This window comes from Prochlorococcus sp. MIT 1341 (genome assembly GCF_034092415.1).
Lineage (GTDB): Bacteria > Cyanobacteriota > Cyanobacteriia > PCC-6307 > Cyanobiaceae > AG-363-P08.
In genome coordinates, this window is the sequence record NZ_CP139304.1 from 1,542,137 (window position 1) to 1,557,984 (window position 15,848).

At 43.0% G+C, this 15,848-nt stretch carries 17 protein-coding genes; 9 read left to right on the plus strand and 8 right to left on the minus strand.

What is annotated here, in order from left to right; translation table 11 throughout:
• The first annotated feature begins 68 nt into the window (after positions 1-68).
• From SOI84_RS07795 to SOI84_RS07825, 7 genes are all read left to right on the plus strand, one after another.
• A complete protein-coding gene (locus tag SOI84_RS07795) occupies positions 69-530 on the plus strand; it encodes a F0F1 ATP synthase subunit B' (protein WP_320673973.1) in 462 nt (153 codons plus the stop codon).
• The gene (locus SOI84_RS07800) at positions 527-1,042 is read left to right on the plus strand and encodes a F0F1 ATP synthase subunit B (protein ID WP_320673974.1); all 516 of its coding nucleotides are present in this window, start codon (positions 527-529) and stop codon (positions 1,040-1,042) included. The genes SOI84_RS07795 and SOI84_RS07800 overlap by 4 nt, the downstream gene beginning before the upstream one ends.
• Positions 1,042-1,590, plus strand: a complete 549-nt coding sequence (gene atpH / locus SOI84_RS07805) for an ATP synthase F1 subunit delta (RefSeq protein WP_320673975.1) — start codon at positions 1,042-1,044, stop codon at positions 1,588-1,590. Before SOI84_RS07800 ends, atpH begins: the two co-directional genes overlap by 1 nt.
• 54 nt (positions 1,591-1,644) lie before the next feature.
• The gene (gene atpA / locus SOI84_RS07810; protein ID WP_320673976.1) at positions 1,645-3,162 is read left to right on the plus strand and encodes a F0F1 ATP synthase subunit alpha; all 1,518 of its coding nucleotides are present in this window, start codon (positions 1,645-1,647) and stop codon (positions 3,160-3,162) included.
• Positions 3,163-3,191: 29 nt separating this feature from the next.
• Positions 3,192-4,142 (plus strand): F0F1 ATP synthase subunit gamma, encoded by a 951-nt coding sequence (locus SOI84_RS07815; RefSeq protein WP_320673977.1) that lies wholly within the window; start codon positions 3,192-3,194, stop codon positions 4,140-4,142.
• A 209-nt stretch (positions 4,143-4,351) separates the two neighbouring features.
• On the plus strand, positions 4,352-4,549 hold the full coding sequence (locus SOI84_RS07820; RefSeq protein ID WP_320673978.1) for a hypothetical protein: 198 nt from the start codon (positions 4,352-4,354) through the stop codon (positions 4,547-4,549).
• 13 nt (positions 4,550-4,562) lie between these two features.
• The gene (locus SOI84_RS07825; RefSeq protein ID WP_320673979.1) at positions 4,563-5,690 is read left to right on the plus strand and encodes a DUF3326 domain-containing protein; all 1,128 of its coding nucleotides are present in this window, start codon (positions 4,563-4,565) and stop codon (positions 5,688-5,690) included.
• 86 nt (positions 5,691-5,776) lie between these two features.
• On the opposite strand, the gene ald is transcribed toward SOI84_RS07825, so the two are convergent.
• From ald to SOI84_RS07850, 5 genes are read right to left on the minus strand one after another with little or no spacing between them, the layout of a single operon-like run.
• Positions 5,777-6,916 carry an alanine dehydrogenase gene (gene ald / locus SOI84_RS07830; RefSeq protein WP_320673980.1) on the minus strand — a complete coding sequence of 380 codons (1,140 nt, stop codon included), beginning with the start codon at positions 6,914-6,916 and terminating at the stop codon, positions 5,777-5,779.
• Positions 6,917-6,976: 60 nt separating this feature from the next.
• A complete protein-coding gene (locus SOI84_RS07835) occupies positions 6,977-8,671 on the minus strand; it encodes an NAD+ synthase (RefSeq protein ID WP_320673981.1) in 1,695 nt (564 codons plus the stop codon).
• Positions 8,671-9,261 (minus strand): nicotinate-nucleotide adenylyltransferase, encoded by a 591-nt coding sequence (locus SOI84_RS07840; protein WP_320673982.1) that lies wholly within the window; start codon positions 9,259-9,261, stop codon positions 8,671-8,673. The genes SOI84_RS07835 and SOI84_RS07840 overlap by 1 nt, the downstream gene beginning before the upstream one ends.
• On the minus strand, positions 9,258-10,580 hold the full coding sequence (locus SOI84_RS07845; RefSeq protein WP_320673983.1) for a GTP-binding protein: 1,323 nt from the start codon (positions 10,578-10,580) through the stop codon (positions 9,258-9,260). The genes SOI84_RS07840 and SOI84_RS07845 overlap by 4 nt, the downstream gene beginning before the upstream one ends.
• The gene (locus SOI84_RS07850; RefSeq protein ID WP_320673984.1) at positions 10,577-11,575 is read right to left on the minus strand and encodes a CNNM domain-containing protein; all 999 of its coding nucleotides are present in this window, start codon (positions 11,573-11,575) and stop codon (positions 10,577-10,579) included. Before SOI84_RS07850 ends, SOI84_RS07845 begins: the two co-directional genes overlap by 4 nt.
• A 341-nt stretch (positions 11,576-11,916) precedes the next feature.
• Between SOI84_RS07850 and SOI84_RS07855 the strand changes: the two genes are divergently transcribed.
• Positions 11,917-13,230 (plus strand): aminopeptidase P N-terminal domain-containing protein, encoded by a 1,314-nt coding sequence (locus tag SOI84_RS07855; protein ID WP_320675427.1) that lies wholly within the window; start codon positions 11,917-11,919, stop codon positions 13,228-13,230.
• A 40-nt stretch (positions 13,231-13,270) separates the two neighbouring features.
• Here SOI84_RS07855 and SOI84_RS07860 read toward each other — a convergent pair whose 3' ends face one another.
• Entirely contained in the window at positions 13,271-14,059 is a 789-nt protein-coding gene (locus SOI84_RS07860) for a TIGR01548 family HAD-type hydrolase (protein ID WP_320675428.1), read from the minus strand.
• 63 nt (positions 14,060-14,122) lie between these two features.
• On the opposite strand from SOI84_RS07860, the gene SOI84_RS07865 reads away from it, so the two are divergent.
• Positions 14,123-14,632 carry a 30S ribosomal protein PSRP-3 gene (locus tag SOI84_RS07865; RefSeq protein WP_320675430.1) on the plus strand — a complete coding sequence of 170 codons (510 nt, stop codon included), beginning with the start codon at positions 14,123-14,125 and terminating at the stop codon, positions 14,630-14,632.
• A 25-nt stretch (positions 14,633-14,657) separates the two neighbouring features.
• Here the strand turns inward: SOI84_RS07865 and SOI84_RS07870 are convergent, their stop codons facing one another.
• Together SOI84_RS07870 and atpC are read right to left on the minus strand one after the other, a co-directional pair.
• Positions 14,658-15,329, minus strand: coding sequence for a transaldolase family protein (locus SOI84_RS07870; RefSeq protein WP_320673985.1), 672 nt, complete (start codon positions 15,327-15,329; stop codon positions 14,658-14,660).
• 38 nt (positions 15,330-15,367) lie between these two features.
• A complete protein-coding gene (gene atpC, locus SOI84_RS07875) occupies positions 15,368-15,781 on the minus strand; it encodes an ATP synthase F1 subunit epsilon (protein ID WP_320673986.1) in 414 nt (137 codons plus the stop codon).
• Positions 15,782-15,848: the final 67 nt, after the last annotated feature.

Sequence of the window (15,848 nt, forward strand, 5' to 3'; positions counted from 1 at the left end):
GCTAAAGGGATTCTCAAAAGCTTTTCGCCGCATTACCGATTTTCTCAAACCACTTAGAGCCATTCTCTATGATCAGTTTGTTTTTGTTAGGTGCAACTGAGGGAGGTCTATTCGACTTCGACGCCACTTTGCCTTTAATGGCAGTTCAGGTTGTACTTCTAACTTTCATACTTAATTCTCTTTTCTTCAGGCCTGTTGGTCGTGTTGTAGAAGAGCGTGAAGGTTATGTCACAACAACAAGAGCAGAGGCCAAGGAGAAATTGCTTAAAGTAGAGAAGCTTGAGGCAGAACTTCTTGAACAGCTCAAAGGAGCTCGTCAAGCTGCTCAAAAGCTCATCAATGATGCTGAACAAGACTCAGACAGACTCTATCGAGAAGCATTGGCATTGGCCACAGCTGAGGCAAATGCTTCTCGAGAGGAGGCTCGCCGTGAGATTGACTCACAAAGAGAGTCTGCTTTAAATCAGCTCAAAGTGGACTCAGAGAAGCTTGGAGATCTAATAGTTGAACGACTTTTGGGAGCCAAATGAACTTTTCTTTGATTTTTGCTTCTGGGGGATTTGGTCTCAATCTCAATTTGTTTGAGACCAATATCATCAATCTTTCGGTTGTTATTTTTGGACTTTATAAGTTCTTGCCTAATTTTCTAGGGGGGATTTTAAAACGCCGAAGAGAAGCAATCTTGGTTGACCTTACAGATGCTGAAGAACGTCTTGCTAATTCATCAAGAGCACTTCAAGAGGCTCAGAAAGAGCTTGCTGCTGCTGAGCAGAAAGCTCAACAGATACGTTCAGATTGCAAGCTTAGAGCTGAAGCTATTCGCTTAGAAAGTGAAAAGCGCACTGTTGAAGAAATGGCTCGAATTAAGCAAGGGGCCGTATCTGATCTGAATGCAGAAGCTGTTCGAGTTAGCTCTCAGTTGCGTCGAGAGGCTGCTCGTTTGGCCATTGAGAAGGCTTTGGAGACATTGCCTAGAAAGCTCGATGAGAAAGCTAAGGCAGATTTTGTAACCCAGTCAATTAATAACATGGGAGCTTCCTGATGCCACTTCTAAATACCATTACAACCCCTTATGCAGAGGCTTTTCTGCAGGTGGCAGAGAGCCGTAAAGAGGTTGATAAGGTCGTGACTCAGGCAAAGTCCTTGCTTGAACTATGGAATGAGACCCCGGAGCTAAGTGATGCGATGGCCTCTCCAGTTTTGGAAGTTCAATCTAAGAAGGATGCACTTGAAAAGCTTTTTGCGAAGCAGTTGACCCCATCCTTTCTTAATTTTCTAAAGCTTTTGGCTGATCGCCAACGCATTGGTTTGCTTGATTCAGTTCTTGAGCGACTACTCGAGATCTATCGTGATCAGCGCAATATTGCGCTTGCAACAGTCACGTCAGCCTCTGAGCTTACAGAAAGTCAACAAGCAGAACTTTTAAAGAAGATTCAGCTAGTAGCAGGTACTAAAAAGCTTGAGATCAATCTCAAGGTTGATCCGAATTTGATTGGTGGCTTCGTCGTTAGCGTAGGCTCCAAGGTCATTGATGCAAGCGTCTCTGGTCAAGTTCGCCGCCTTGGATTGGCGCTGGCCAAAGTGAGCTAGCTCTCCTTCACCACCCCCTAAACAAGTTTTTCACCCAAACACCTCAATACCCTCATGGTTTCCATTCGTCCCGACGAGATCAGCTCAATCCTTAAGAAGCAGATCGCTGACTATGACAAGTCAGTTTCCGTTAGCAATGTTGGTAGTGTTCTCCAAGTAGGAGATGGCATCGCACGCATATATGGCCTTGAGGAGGTCATGGCAGGCGAATTGGTGGAGTTTGAGGATGGAACTGAGGGGATTGCTCTGAATCTTGAAGACGACAATGTAGGAGCGGTGCTAATGGGAGAAGGCCTTGGGATTCAGGAAGGAAGCACTGTTAAAGCGACAGGAAAAATTGCTTCAGTTCCGGTAGGGGAAGGTACTTTGGGACGGGTTGTTAACCCGTTGGGACAACCAGTTGATGGGAATGGCGAAATATCTTCAACTGAATCTCGTCTTATTGAATCTGTTGCTCCTGGAATTATTAAGAGAAAGTCAGTACACGAGCCGATGCAAACAGGGATCACATCGATTGATGCCATGATTCCAATCGGACGTGGCCAGCGTGAGCTCATAATTGGGGATCGTCAGACAGGCAAAACAGCAATCGCTCTAGATACGATTATCAATCAGAAAGGTGAAGATGTCGTCTGTGTTTATGTAGCTATAGGCCAGAAGTCCGCATCAGTTGCAAACGTTGTTGAGGTTTTGCGTGAGAAGGGAGCCCTTGATTACACGGTGGTAGTTAATGCAAGTGCATCTGACCCAGCTGCTTTGCAGTACTTGGCTCCATATACCGGCGCCGCAATCGCTGAGTATTTCATGTATAAAGGCAAAGCAACTTTGGTTATTTATGATGATTTAACAAAGCAGGCCCAGGCTTATCGCCAGATGTCTTTATTGCTTCGTCGTCCTCCTGGGCGTGAGGCCTATCCAGGAGATGTTTTCTATCTTCATAGTCGCTTACTTGAAAGAGCAGCAAAATTATCAGATTCAATGGGAAAAGGCTCAATGACAGCCTTGCCAATCATCGAGACACAAGCTGGTGATGTTTCTGCATACATTCCTACAAACGTTATATCTATTACTGATGGCCAAATCTTTCTAAGCTCTGATCTTTTTAATTCTGGACTGCGTCCAGCTATCAACGTTGGTATTTCGGTTAGCAGAGTTGGAGGTGCTGCCCAAACAAAAGCAATTAAGAAAATTGCAGGAACATTAAAATTAGAACTGGCCCAGTTTGATGAACTAGCAGCCTTTTCTCAGTTTGCCTCTGATCTCGATGAGGCTACTCAGAATCAACTTGGCAGAGGTAAGCGCTTGCGCGAATTGCTCAAGCAGCCACAGTTTGCTCCATTGAATCTCGCGGAGCAGGTGGCGATTGTTTATGCAGGTGTCAAAGGGCTTATTGATGAAGTCCCAGAGGAAGAGGTTACACATTTTGCTAGGGAACTCCGAGAATATTTAAAAACTAATAAGGCCGAGTTTATTTCTAAAGTTCAACAAGAGAAGGTGCTTTCAGAAGATACTGAGAACATGTTGAAAGAGGCTATAAATGAGGTGAAAACCTCAATGCTAGCTTCGGTTTAATCCTTTTAGATATCTAGGAGGAATTAACTATGGCTAATTTAAAGGACATTAGGGACCGGATTGTCTCAGTTAAAAACACACGAAAAATCACTGAGGCAATGAGGTTAGTAGCCGCAGCCAAGGTTCGTCGTGCTCAGGAACAGGTTCTCAGGAGTCGTCCCTTTGCAGATCGTTTAGCACGTGTTTTGGAAAATATTCAATCTCGTATTCGCTTCGAACTTGCTGATGCACCATTACTAAAGACTCGTGACCTAAAACAAATCACGCTAGTAGCAGTAACTGGTGATAGAGGTTTATGTGGAGGGTATAACTCCAATATTATTAAACGAACTGAGCAGCGATTTGCAGAGTTGAAGTCCCAGGGTTTTGATCCTGACTTAGTCTTAATTGGTCGTAAAGCAATTACATATTTTCAAAACAGATCAAGCACTTATAAAATTCGTTCAACTTTCGCTGATCTTGAGCAAGTCCCAACTGCTCAAGATGCTGAGTCAATTACCAGTGAGGTTTTGGCGGAATTCCTTTCTGAGAGCACTGACAGAGTAGAGATGATTTATACCAAGTTCATTAATTTGGTAAGTTGTATGCCTGTCGTACAAACACTTTTGCCATTAGACCCTCAGGGAATAGCAGCAGAAGAAGATGAGATCTTTAGGCTTACAACCAAAGAGAGTCGTTTGACTGTTGAAAAAGGTTCTGGACCTGCAAATGAGCAACCAAGTCTTCCCTCAGATATTGTTTTTGAGCAAAGTCCTGAGCAATTGCTTAACTCATTACTTCCTCTTTACTTGCAAAACCAACTCTTGAGAGCATTGCAAGAGTCAGCTGCTTCTGAATTAGCCAGCAGAATGACTGCGATGAATAATGCAAGTGATAATGCAAAGGAATTAGCAAAGACTTTGACCCTTGATTACAATAAGGCTCGTCAGGCTGCTATTACTCAAGAGATTCTTGAGGTTGTTGGAGGTTCTTGCAGCTAGAGGTTAATAAGGGTATTTATTTACTTTTTCCTACATAGCGCTATTTCTTTATAGGTATCACAATAGTTTATTTTTCAAACAGAGAATATTTGATTTTGTCTTTTGCGGAATCTCTACCTGTTCTTTAGGACTGATAATATTAAGATTGTATTTATCCCCTTTTGTAAACATAAGGGGTCATTTAGTTTTCTTTTTGGGTCATATCACACATGAAGTTAAATACTCATAAACTTCAATTGACTTGGCCAGATGAATTGCCTCCAGAGCATTTGCGGCCGTGGCTGTTAAGGGAATTGAAGAGTCTTGGAAAACCTTTGCGTTGGGCGATTACCTTAATTAGGCCTTGCGAGTCAGGAAGTTGTCGACTGATAATTGTTGAGGCGGTTGTAATCAAGGGAGAAAAATAATTCTGAATAATCAATGAAATTATCTTTTTCGCGAAACAATTTAATTCAGTCAGCTCCCTTGCCAACCCTGTTAGTGATTCCATCAGGCATTGGATGTTCTTTTGGTGGCTATGCAGGTGATGCAATGCCAATAGCACGCTTATTAGCTGCAGCTGCAGGATGTTTGATAACCCATCCAAACGTAATGAATGGAGGCTCTCTTTACTGGAATGATCCTCGCATATTTTACGTTGAAGGATATAGCTTGGATCGCTTTACTGCTGGAGAGATACTGTTAGAACCAGTGCGGCAGCAACGAATTGGCTTACTTCTAGATGCGGGAATTGAGACAGAGTTACGAGAGAGGCATATGCAGGTAGCAGATGGATGTAAAGCCAGTCTTGGATTAAATATTGGCCCTGTGGTTATAACTGATACCTCATTGGGGATAACTCTTAGGAAGGGTTCCAGTGGAAGTAGTTGGGGTGATCTGGAGTGCCCAGCGTCACTTCTTAGGGGTGGTGAGGTTTTGAAGAAGCATGGGGCAACTGCTATTGCTGTGGTGTCTAGATTTCCTGATGACTTTGGCTCTGATGATCTTAAGGATTACCGGGAAGGACATGGTGTTGACTTATTAGCTGGTGCTGAGGCATTGATAAGTCACCTTCTTGTTCGTCATTTAGGCATACCTTGCGCTCATTCTCCCGCACTTAATTCATTGCCTTTAGAGGTTTCGATTGATCCTAGGGTCGCAGGAGAGGAGATTGGACATACTTTTTTATCTTCCGTTCTGGTTGGGTTGAGTCGAGCCCCTGATTTAATTCCTGCAAAGGTCTTAGCAGAGGCCTTGCCTCATGCGCATCACTTGTTGTCTGCTAAGGATATTGGTGCGCTGGTTGTTCCTGACGGAGCCTTAGGAGGAGAATCTACTCTTGCATGCTTAGAACGAAAAATTCCGGTAATTGCTGTTACGAATCAATCCGTACTTCGTGTGACTAAGGCTGCCCTTGGCTTCGAGAACGAAGGTAGTGCTTTAGATTCCAATCAAGTTTTAACTGCGGAAAGTTATCTTGAGGCAGCTGGGTTGGTAACTCTTTTAAGGGAAGGGATATCTATAGAGGCATTACGAAGACCAGTCAAGTCAGTCAGAGAAGCTACTTGATATTTTGGAAGTATTAAAGATTAACTACTTTTGTAAGCTGTATATAAGGACTTCGCCTTCGCTTGGAAGTTAATAACTTAATAATGTCACCTAAGGCAAGCCATTGGATGTCTTGGAGCAACCCCAAGCGCCTTCGCTACGCCTGGATGACAGATTGAGCCATTGACCGTGTTTAATCCAGACAGAAGTTCTGGCCTTTCAGTAATTGCTTTCTCGAGACCCCTTCCAGCAATGCCAAGAATATAGGGGAGCGTAACACTTGTCAGTGCTTCGGTAGATGTAAAAGGAACAGCACCTGGCATGTTCCCAACAGCATAGTGCTGAACACCATGAATATTCACAGTGGGTTGAGTATGTGTTGTTTCTTTGCTTGTTGAAACGCATCCACCTTGGTCAATTGCAACGTCGACTATTACCGAATTGGACTTCATTTGCTGAACCATTTTTTCTGTGATTAATGTTGGTGCTCGACCTCCGGGCGTAAGCACTGCTCCAATTAATAGATCAACTGTAGGGACAATTCTTTCAAGAAGCCCTCTACTGCTGACCAAACTGACAAGCCTCCCGTTTCTGTTTGTTTCAAGTTTACGAAGTCTCTCTGGCGATCGGTCTAGCAGAATTACTTCGGCATCCATCGCAGCTGCAACCCTTGCAGCATTCCACCCAACAGTGCCAGCTCCTAGCACGGCAACTTTCGCGGGACTAACACCTGTGCACCCACCAATCAGAACCCCTCTACCCCCTTTTGGACGTTCAAGAAGGTTCGCACCTGTCTGAGCAGCTAATCGGCCAGCTATTTCACTCATAGGTGCTAATAGTGGCAAAAAGCCAGTTTGCATTTGTACTGTTTCGTAGCCAATCCCAGTTGCTTTAGATTTCAGCAGTGCTTCGCCAACTTTCGGATAGGCGGCTAGGTGTAAATAGGTGAAAAGGACCATGTCTTCCCGTAGAAAACAGAATTCTTCTTTTTGGGGCTCTTTAACCTTCACAACAAGATGTGTGCACCAAGCCTCTTCCTTGCTCACGATTTGTGCGCCTGCCTGGGCAAAGTAATCATCCGAGATCCCTGCGCCTTCGCCTGCACCAGATTGAACTCGTACCTCTAAGCCTTGTGTAACAAGCTCTTTTACTCCGTCTGGGGTTAAAGCAACACGGAGTTCATCAGCTTTGATTTCTTTTGGAATCCCAATGGTGGCCATTGGTTTAGAGAGAACGGAAGATCCCATGAGCTATAACTGCTTTTTTATAGGTTGGCTAAACACAAACAGACTGACCAGATATTGGCATTATGAGGCTGCTATAGGTATTCTCCAACCTGTACCAAAGGCTTGAGGACTAATCTTTAAGACTGGCGGAGCTTGCCTCCGCTTAAATTCACCTTTTTTCAAAAGCATACTTATTTTCTTGATTAGTTCTGGATCGTATCCCTTGGTTATTAATGCTTTTGTGGTAAGTCGTTCTTCTATAAAGCCTCTAAGAATTGGGTCCAGAATGGAATAAGCAGGTAGAGAGTCGCTGTCTAGTTGATTCTCACGTAATTCTGCACTTGGCAATTTCTCAAGTATTTTTTTCCCAATCACATCGCCTTTAACGTGCAGTCCAATGTTTTTACGAAAGTTTTCGGGTGATTGGTTATCCAGCCAATGGCAAAGTTCAAAGACATTCGTTTTATAGAGATCTCCTATCACAGCCAATCCTCCATTCATGTCTCCATAGAGAGTGCAGTAACCAACGGCTAGTTCAGATTTATTGCCTGTGGAGAGTAAAAGCTGACTGTTTTGGTTCGCTACTGCCATGAGGAGAGTACCGCGTATACGTGATTGCAAGTTTTCAGCAGTTACACCTTTTGGAGATTCCCCAAGGGATTTCTTTAAGGAAGTGTCAAAGCATTCCATTAGTTGAGTTATTGGGATCGTTTTCGTTGAAATTTCTAATCGTTCTGCAAGTTCCTTTGAGTCAGTAATTGATCCTTGCGAGCTCCAAGGGGAAGGCATTAGCAGAGCAGTTACATTTTCTGCTCCTAACGCAGCAGAAGCAACAACGGCTACTAAAGCAGAGTCAATACCCCCACTAAGGCCTAATAGAGCTTTCTTGAAACCACACTTTTTAGCATAGTCACGTACACCTAGAACCAGTGCATGTAAGACATCTTCCATGTAATTGTTATCCATTTCATTTTTTAGTGCTTGGATGTGGTTTGTATCCCAAATCTCTAAACTCTCACGATAGCTTGGTAGCTGTAGAACCATCCCTTTCGGATGTTTCAGGACAAAGCTTGCACCATCAAAAATCAGTTCATCATTAGCACCTACTTGATTTAAATAGATCACGGGACAATTAAGTCTTTGGCTGGCTTTATTTGCAATGTCTACTCTTAATTGTTGTTTTGAGGTATTGAATGGTGATGCAGAGAGGTTTATTAATAAATTGATTTTTTCATTAATGAGTTTTTTGATTGGGTCAGGACCGCTTATGCGTTGTGCTTGCAGCTCTTCTTCGACCCAAAGGTCTTCGCAGATAGTTATTCCAATTTTCCAGGTTTCGCCATTTTTTTTGAAATGAATCATTCCTGGAGAGTTTGCAGCTCGAAAATAACGCGTTTCGTCGAAGACGTCGTAGCTAGGAAGAAGTTGTTTGCGCGCTACGACTCTCCATGTTTCAGCATTGATTAGGGCTATTGAATTAAATAATTTTGGGATTCTTTGATCAGATATACCTTCAGCGATACCAACTAAAATACTTATTTTGGGAACTTTAGTCGCAATGATTTCACAAAGGGATTGGAGAATCCTTTCTTGGAGCTTTATATATTGTTCATTTAGAAGCAAGTCTTTCGGGGGATATCCCCAAAGCGATAATTCAGGAGTAACTAGTAGGTCTGCAGAGTAAGAATCAGCTTCTATGCATGCAGCTTCGATAAGTGCAGCGTTTCCCAGGAGGTCTCCAACTAAGGGATTAAGTTGAGCAAGGGCTACACGCATTATTTTTTTGCACTTAAGCCGTAGAGATTTTGCTCAAACAACATTGGCAAAATTTCCCTGGGGATGTCATTTGGGGATGTATTATTGCGAACTTTTGAACTCGCGGCACCTGGAATCTTAAGAGGCAATAATTCGATATGACCACCTAGAGACTTCAAAGTCTCTATTGCCAAGGGATCCATTGGCCACCCTTCACGAGGTGCAATTCCTATTCGCGCTTTCTGAAGAATGTCTTTTGCTTGAACCCAGGTAGGAATTTGACTAGTAAGATCACTCCCAATTACAAATATCAAATCTTTAGTAGGCCATAATTCTTTTGCGCGCTCCAAGGTAGTAATAGTCCAAGGGCTACTCAGTTCTTGCATTAGCTCCAAGTGAGGGTTGGAGATGGTTTTCACTAGAGCGTTTAACATTTCCCGGCGTTTCAGGATTGGTGCTCCGTGTTGCTTAATTGGGTTGTCACTGGCCCAAGTCTTAACTTTTGGGAAAAGAGTTAGCAACCCCTTCAATAGAGCTTGGTGTCCATAGGTTGGAGGATCTGCGCTTGTTCCAAACAGAGCAATTTCGTTTTCTTTTTTCTCCCTTTTCATGGTAAAAAAGCTTTCAGATAGTGACGTTCGTTTTGTGAAGCAATAGGCCATTCGCCTAACCAGTTCTTTGCTTGTGGATCGCTGTTTGCTAAATACTTGAGCATTGTTTTTGGAATTGCCATTCGTCGATTACTTCCTCTCATAAGTTCTGTTGCTGCCATTCGACCGGTCAACTTGGTTGTGTGAACAGCGATAACAGCCTGGACAATTGCTACAGGTGCAGCGGGTGCAAGTGTTATCCCTCCCGAGAATGGGGCGGCGATGAGAAGTAGTTGCCTCAAACTGCTTAAAGCTAGTTGGATACCTAACTGGGCGCTGCCTAGGAGGATGCTATGACCAGATAGTCTTGTGAGCATTCGTCTTGCAGCAGGACCTCCCATCTGTATCCCATATATTTTGCAGAGCTGCATCACTAGAGCCGTATCAAAGGCTATACCTGCTGCCAAATCAAATAGTAATAGTGGATTGGCTGCTATTCCCGATGCCTTTATCGCGGCAAAGCGGCCTATAAGACCTTGAGCTGCTGTTTTATTTTGCTTAAGTCTCACTTGTTTAAGTTGGTTTTGGAAATGGTCGGCCAGTTGAAGTGTATTTAAGGCAAGAAGCAGTTCCCCCTGTTGCGCAAGTATCTGAATGAGATACTTGCGCAGTCCCTCTACTTTTGGCTTACATCTATGACTTCTGACTTTCTGATTAGTTGTAAGGTGAACCTCACGTGGTGCAGCTGAAACTGCTTCTATTTGGATTTGTTGAGCTGCTTTTGGTAGTCGGTTTCGAATACTTTTAATAAGCTCATTTTTTTCTTTAGGTGTCCATTGGTCGCATCGATTTAAAACAACAACAATTGGTTTTCCACTCCGGAGTAGTGCTTGGAGAGCATTGAGTTCGACATGGTTAATGTCTCCATCTAACACAAGAAGGATTAGATCAGATTGCAGAGCGATGCGAGCAGCAAGGCGACCTCGTCCTGCTGCTGAGATCTCATCTATGCCGGGCGTATCTAGGAGCTCAACAGTTTTGAGTTGATTAATATTCATCTCCCATTGGATAGTTTGGATATGACGAGTACACCCATGAGCAACATCCGTTGCGAATATTTCTTCGCTTAGTAGAGCATTTAGAAGACTTGATTTTCCAACACCTACTCGTCCAAAGACAGATATTCTTAAGCGTCTCTCATTAAGTCGGTGTATGTGTTTATCGAGATTGATGAGCTCTCCTTTTAGAAGGCTTTTTTCTCGGTAACTGATCTGTAAATTTTCTCTCCATTTGGATAACAATTGATGGCAGTTTAGAGCTGTTGGTTGGAATTCTTTCATGGATTTGATTTTCTCCACCAACCAGCTAGCACTGCTAGTACAGCGTCGGCTCGAATTAAACCAACAAATCCACCAAATTCATCTACAACTACTCTGACACCACCTTTATCGGTCCTAAAACCTTCAAGAAGCCTATCGGCACGGATCATTTCTGGTACAAATTCAACGCTGTGACTAAGTTCGACAGGCGTCATGTTGCCTCGACCTTCAAGCAAAGCTTTTAGGAGACATTCTCGATTTGCCATCCCTAGAACTTTGTCAACTTCTTCTCCCAAGACCACCCACCACCGGGCATCGTTACTCAAGAGAGTACTCCGAAGGGAGGATAGGCTTGCAGAACCATCAAGGGTTGGTGCTGCAACTCTTGGGGTCATCAGGTCTCGAGCAGTGATGTCGTTGAGCTGAAAGACTTTGGAAATCATGGCGGCTTCATCTGCTTCTATTTGTCCTTTTTGAGATCCAAGTCTTGCTAGTTGACGGATTTCTTCTTCGTCAGTACTTAATTCGTTTTCCGCTCTTATTGCAGGCATTATTCTTTCTAAAAGCAATAAAAGTGGACGCATTATTAATCCCAGCAAATCTAAAATAGGTGCGCTTGCTAATGACACTTGCAGTGCAAGCCGGCTTCCAAGGGCTTTCGGCAATATTTCTCCGAATAGTATTACCAAAATCGTGAGGCTTATTGAGAAAAGTGGTAAGGCAACGCTGCTTATTTGTCTGGTCTCAAAAATAACCGCTGCATAACCTCCGAGCATGAGGCTGCCGAAAATATTAAATCCGTTGTTTGCAATTACTAAAATCGTAAGAGTGCGACCCAACCTTTGACGTAATTTTGCAAGTTTTCTAGACCCTTTTAATGCATTAGGCCGTGCGGCAAGCTCATGCACTCTAAAAGGGTTAACAGTAAGTAGGGCTGCTTCTACTCCTGAACATAGCGCGGAGCCGGTGAGCACGATGATCACAAGCAGGGCTAGTACAAATAAGTCGGAGCTCATGCTTTAGGTGTGAGTTGAAAGGCAAGCATCCTGATGAATTTTTCCATTAGTTCTGCATTTCTGCATTGTGGTAGAAATAACTCAGGACAGAGGCGAAAAATTAGAGGTTAAGCCTGAAAGGGAAACGTAGTGTTTTGAGTAGACCTTTTGCTTTGAATAAAGCAAGTTGCAGTTTTCTCGGCAAGTTCCGATATCCCTACGAAGGTTATATCGCATTTAGGGAATGGAGTTTAGTCTTGTCCTAGATGCGCTATTAAGGGTGTGGTTTATGGAGTTTGCTTCTTAAAGTCTTTTTCTATTCGGATGTGTCTCGTTTGCTTTAAACCTCAGCTGTGATTGATTTGACTACTTTTAACAAACGGCGTGAACGCTTTTTAGCTCAATTGGGAGATGTGGCGGCAATTATTCCTGCTGCATCGTTGGTGACCCATCATGCAGATTGTGAGCATCGTTTTAGGCAAGATAGTGATTTTTGGTATCTCACGGGCTTTGATGAGCCTGATGCTATAGCTCTCCTTTTGCCATTTAGGCCACTAGGGGAGAGATTTATTCTCTTTGTTCACCCTAAGGATCCAGCATTAGAGGTATGGCAAGGTTCGCGATGCGGAATAAAAGATGCAGTTAAATATTTTGGGGCAGATCTTGCGCATCCTTTAGACGAGTTTTCGCAGCGTTTAGGTGATTATCTTGTTGGAGCTGAATCCATTGCATTTCGAGTAGGAAAGCATTCCAAAGTTGAGGAGATTGTTTTGGGAGTTTGGTCTGCTCAACTTGACATGGCATCCAGAAGGGGTTTGGCGCCTTATTCGCTTATTGCACCGTGCCCTTTCATACATCAATTACGTTTGAGAAAGGATCCAGAGGAGTTAGAGAGAATGAGAGAGGCGGCTCGAATATCTGTTGAAGCTCACGAATTGGCAAGAAAAGTAGCTAGACCTGGGATGAATGAGCGAGAGCTACAAGCTGTTATTGAAAAACACTTTTTAGAAAAAGGTGCCAGAGGCCCTGCATATGGATCAATTGTTGCGACTGGAGATAATGCATGCATTTTGCATTACACGGCTAATAACGCACCTTTGAGAGATGGAGACTTGTTATTGATAGATGCTGGCTGCTCTTTGGAGGATTATTACAACGCTGATATCACAAGGACCTTCCCTGTTAACGGTAAATTCAACTCTGAGCAGCGAGCTTTATATGAAATTGTTTTTGCGGCACAGCAAGCTGCTATTGAGACTATTTGCCCTGGACAAAATGCAGAAGGAGTTCACCAAGCTGCTCTAAAGGTTTTAGTTGAGGGGCTTTTAGAGATTGGCCTTCTGGTTGGGAGTGTGGATGAAGTTATTGAGAAAGGGTTTTATCGACATTTTTATATGCACCGTACAGGGCATTGGTTGGGATTAGACGTTCATGACGTAGGTGCATATCGTTTAGGAGAATATCCTGTAGATCTTCAGTCGGGTATGGTTTTAACAGTTGAACCAGGCCTTTATATTAGTGAGCGTCTTCCAGTGCCAGAGGGGCAACCAGAAATAGATGACTGTTGGAAAGGAATTGGAATAAGAATAGAAGATGATGTGCTTGTTACAGATGATGGGTCTGAAGTTTTTACTGAGAGCGCTGTTTCTAAGGTCGAGGATGTAGAGAGATGCTAATTTTTTTTTTGAAAGCTAAATTTTTATTTTAGTCATAGTTTTAGCTAATAAGCTCTGAATATTGAATTAGATCTTCGGTACAGCTTAGGATTATGTCTGTGCCAGCACATTTTAGTTGCCTTTCATAAGCTTTTCTTTCTTCTTTTTTGCTTTCCCCATGAAGATGTGGTGGTGCGACAGCAAGGCTTTTAAATAGTTGATTAGGAATTCGTTTCTGAGCATTTTTAACTGTTAAAACATCAGCAACGGTATCTCCTAAATAAGCAATAACTGGAGCTTCTTTGCCTAATTCTTGCTTTAAAAGTGACTGGGCTATCCTTAATAATCCAGTTGGATCAGGTTTGCTTGGGGCGTCTTCCATGGCAATTAAAGGAGGGTCTTTGAGCCCAAGTCGATCTTCCAAAATAAACTTTGCAGATGGCCTTTCAGCCCCGCTTAGGAATCCCCATGAAAATCCTTTTTGAGTTAGAGAATTAAAAAAATTATTTTTTATCAATAGTGGTTCGTTACATATATAGCCTTTCCAATTCTTGCTGTTTCCATTCGGGTCGCCACCGAAGTAGAAATTGCTAAACACCCTTACAAGTTCAGATTGAATTGGTAATTCTTTATCTAAAGCCTCTTTCTTTTTATGCCGTTTTATTAATTCCATGCTTGCATCCCAGTCATTATTCCAAGTCCCCTCTGCTTTTAAAACATCGATTTCGTTAGTTGTGGGCTTATATCGAACAAAGTGATAAACCGTTTCCTTTATTGCTAGCCGATAGCTTCTGGATACATCACGGATCACGCCATCGATGTCAAATAGCAGTATGCCTTTAGGGTCCAGAGTGAAAAAGGTGTTGCAGGGCTGTTAGGTTAGTCCCTTGTCCGGACTTTGATTACTGTCAACATGACTGTTCCAGAAGGCGCTGCTGCTGAGCAGGAGGCTGTTAATGCCTCAGGAGACCAAGATGCAGCTGCCTTAGAGGCTAAATCAGCAGTTGAAAACAACAACAAGGCCCCTAAGGAAGGCCGACCGATCCTTGGTGCAGCAGCAGCTCTTGCTACGGCGACTATTGATGCTGATGGTGTTCCTTCAGGCCATACACCTAAGGCTGATGAAGGAAGATTTCTCTTGAAGATCCTTTGGCTGCCAGATAACGTCGCCTTGGCGGTGGATCAAATTGTTGGAGGCGGGCCTAGCCCATTAACTGCATATTTCTTTTGGCCAAGAGAGGATGCTTGGGAAACTTTGAAAACAGCCTTAGAGGGCAAGAGTTGGATTACAGATAATGAAAGGGTTGAGGTTTTAAATCAAGCCACTGAGGTAATTAATTACTGGCAGGAAGAGGGTAAAGGTAAAAGCCTTGAGGAAGCAAAGTTAAAATTTCCAGAGGTTACTTTTTGCGGAACTGCTTAAGGTTAAGATTTGGTATTTCCAACTACTACTGAGTGGACATAGCATCATTATTGAATTGCTGTTCAGCAATGATTGTTGCAGAGACTTCATAGAGTTCCTTTGCAATTTTGTGGCTGATTGTGAATGTATTGATTCCCTCTGAAGCCAGTTCAATGATTTCTTTTGGGTTGCGTATGCTTGCTACTAAAAGTTTGCATGTGCTCCCTAGGCCATCTAATACTTTTTGCATTCTTTTGAGTTCTTGAATCCCATCAACGCCAAGATCGTTTATTCGACCTAGGTAAGGAGCTATGTAACTTGCCCCAAGCCCTGATGCAATAATTATTTGTTTAGCGTCGTAGCACGCTGTCAGAGTGACTGAGATACCTTTTTCGATTAGTACCTTTGCGGCTTGACTGCCAGTAAAAGTTACAGGAATTTTGACGTATATTTTTAGTTGTTTTGTTTTTAAGAGGTCTAATTGGGATCCGCAGAGGACAAGTTCCCTTTGACTTCTTCCCCAGGCTTGTAGATGAAGCTCTTTATATCCTAATGATTCCGCATGCTTAGCTAGTTTCTTTAATTGTTCAATTCGACATGACTGTTTTGCACGACGGAGTAGAGAGGGATTTGTTGTGATCCCCGAAAACAGCCCTGTTGATGTTAGTTCTTCCCAAACTTTTGGGTCTCCATTATCTATAAGCAGCTGCAAACTCATTTATTGAAAACAATTTTTGAGGAACTCTCTTTTGTTGTTTATTGGCGTTCGTTTCTTGTTGCTTGAGCTCTTGCACGGGCCCTGTTGAGATTTTGTTGTGCCTTTAATTTGTCCGTTGATGTTGGTTGGTCTGCCTGTTTATTGAATTCAGCTTTGGCTTTTTCTAGCTCCAAATCAGCAGAGTTTGTATCTATATCACTTCCTAGCTCTGCTCCATTAACTAAAACCGTTACATCATCATTCTCTACTTCAGCAAAACCACCCATTAACGCTATTGAATCCCACTTGCCATTGGCCAGCACCCTTAAAACCCCTATATCAATAGCAGTAACCAAAGAGATATGCCCTGGAAGGATTCCTATTAAACCAGTGGTGCTAGGAAGAATCACCTCGTCGGCAGTGCCGTCGAAAACGCTCTTGTCGGGCGCCAGCACTCTGAGGGTGAGGGTCATTTTGAAAAAGATTTAAGTGGAATTGGAGAAGCTTGATGGAGCATCTTTTCTAGGAAAGATGCTTTTA

What these genes read in the sequence shown, in the direction of transcription:
- SOI84_RS07795 (WP_320673973.1), top strand. Translation starts at nt 69, where the DNA reads ATGATCAGTTTGTTTTTGTTAGGTGCAACTGAGGGAGGTCTATTCGAC.
- SOI84_RS07800 (WP_320673974.1), top strand. Translation starts at nt 527, where the DNA reads ATGAACTTTTCTTTGATTTTTGCTTCTGGGGGATTTGGTCTCAATCTC.
- atpH (WP_320673975.1), top strand. Translation starts at nt 1,042, where the DNA reads ATGCCACTTCTAAATACCATTACAACCCCTTATGCAGAGGCTTTTCTG.
- atpA (WP_320673976.1), top strand. Translation starts at nt 1,645, where the DNA reads ATGGTTTCCATTCGTCCCGACGAGATCAGCTCAATCCTTAAGAAGCAG.
- SOI84_RS07815 (WP_320673977.1), top strand. Translation starts at nt 3,192, where the DNA reads ATGGCTAATTTAAAGGACATTAGGGACCGGATTGTCTCAGTTAAAAAC.
- SOI84_RS07820 (WP_320673978.1), top strand. Translation starts at nt 4,352, where the DNA reads ATGAAGTTAAATACTCATAAACTTCAATTGACTTGGCCAGATGAATTG.
- SOI84_RS07825 (WP_320673979.1), top strand. Translation starts at nt 4,563, where the DNA reads ATGAAATTATCTTTTTCGCGAAACAATTTAATTCAGTCAGCTCCCTTG.
- ald (WP_320673980.1), bottom strand. Translation starts at nt 6,916, where the DNA reads ATGGGATCTTCCGTTCTCTCTAAACCAATGGCCACCATTGGGATTCCA.
- SOI84_RS07835 (WP_320673981.1), bottom strand. Translation starts at nt 8,671, where the DNA reads ATGCGTGTAGCCCTTGCTCAACTTAATCCCTTAGTTGGAGACCTCCTG.
- SOI84_RS07840 (WP_320673982.1), bottom strand. Translation starts at nt 9,261, where the DNA reads ATGAAAAGGGAGAAAAAAGAAAACGAAATTGCTCTGTTTGGAACAAGC.
- SOI84_RS07845 (WP_320673983.1), bottom strand. Translation starts at nt 10,580, where the DNA reads ATGAAAGAATTCCAACCAACAGCTCTAAACTGCCATCAATTGTTATCC.
- SOI84_RS07850 (WP_320673984.1), bottom strand. Translation starts at nt 11,575, where the DNA reads ATGAGCTCCGACTTATTTGTACTAGCCCTGCTTGTGATCATCGTGCTC.
- SOI84_RS07865 (WP_320675430.1), top strand. Translation starts at nt 14,123, where the DNA reads ATGACTGTTCCAGAAGGCGCTGCTGCTGAGCAGGAGGCTGTTAATGCC.
- SOI84_RS07870 (WP_320673985.1), bottom strand. Translation starts at nt 15,329, where the DNA reads ATGAGTTTGCAGCTGCTTATAGATAATGGAGACCCAAAAGTTTGGGAA.
- atpC (WP_320673986.1), bottom strand. Translation starts at nt 15,781, where the DNA reads ATGACCCTCACCCTCAGAGTGCTGGCGCCCGACAAGAGCGTTTTCGAC.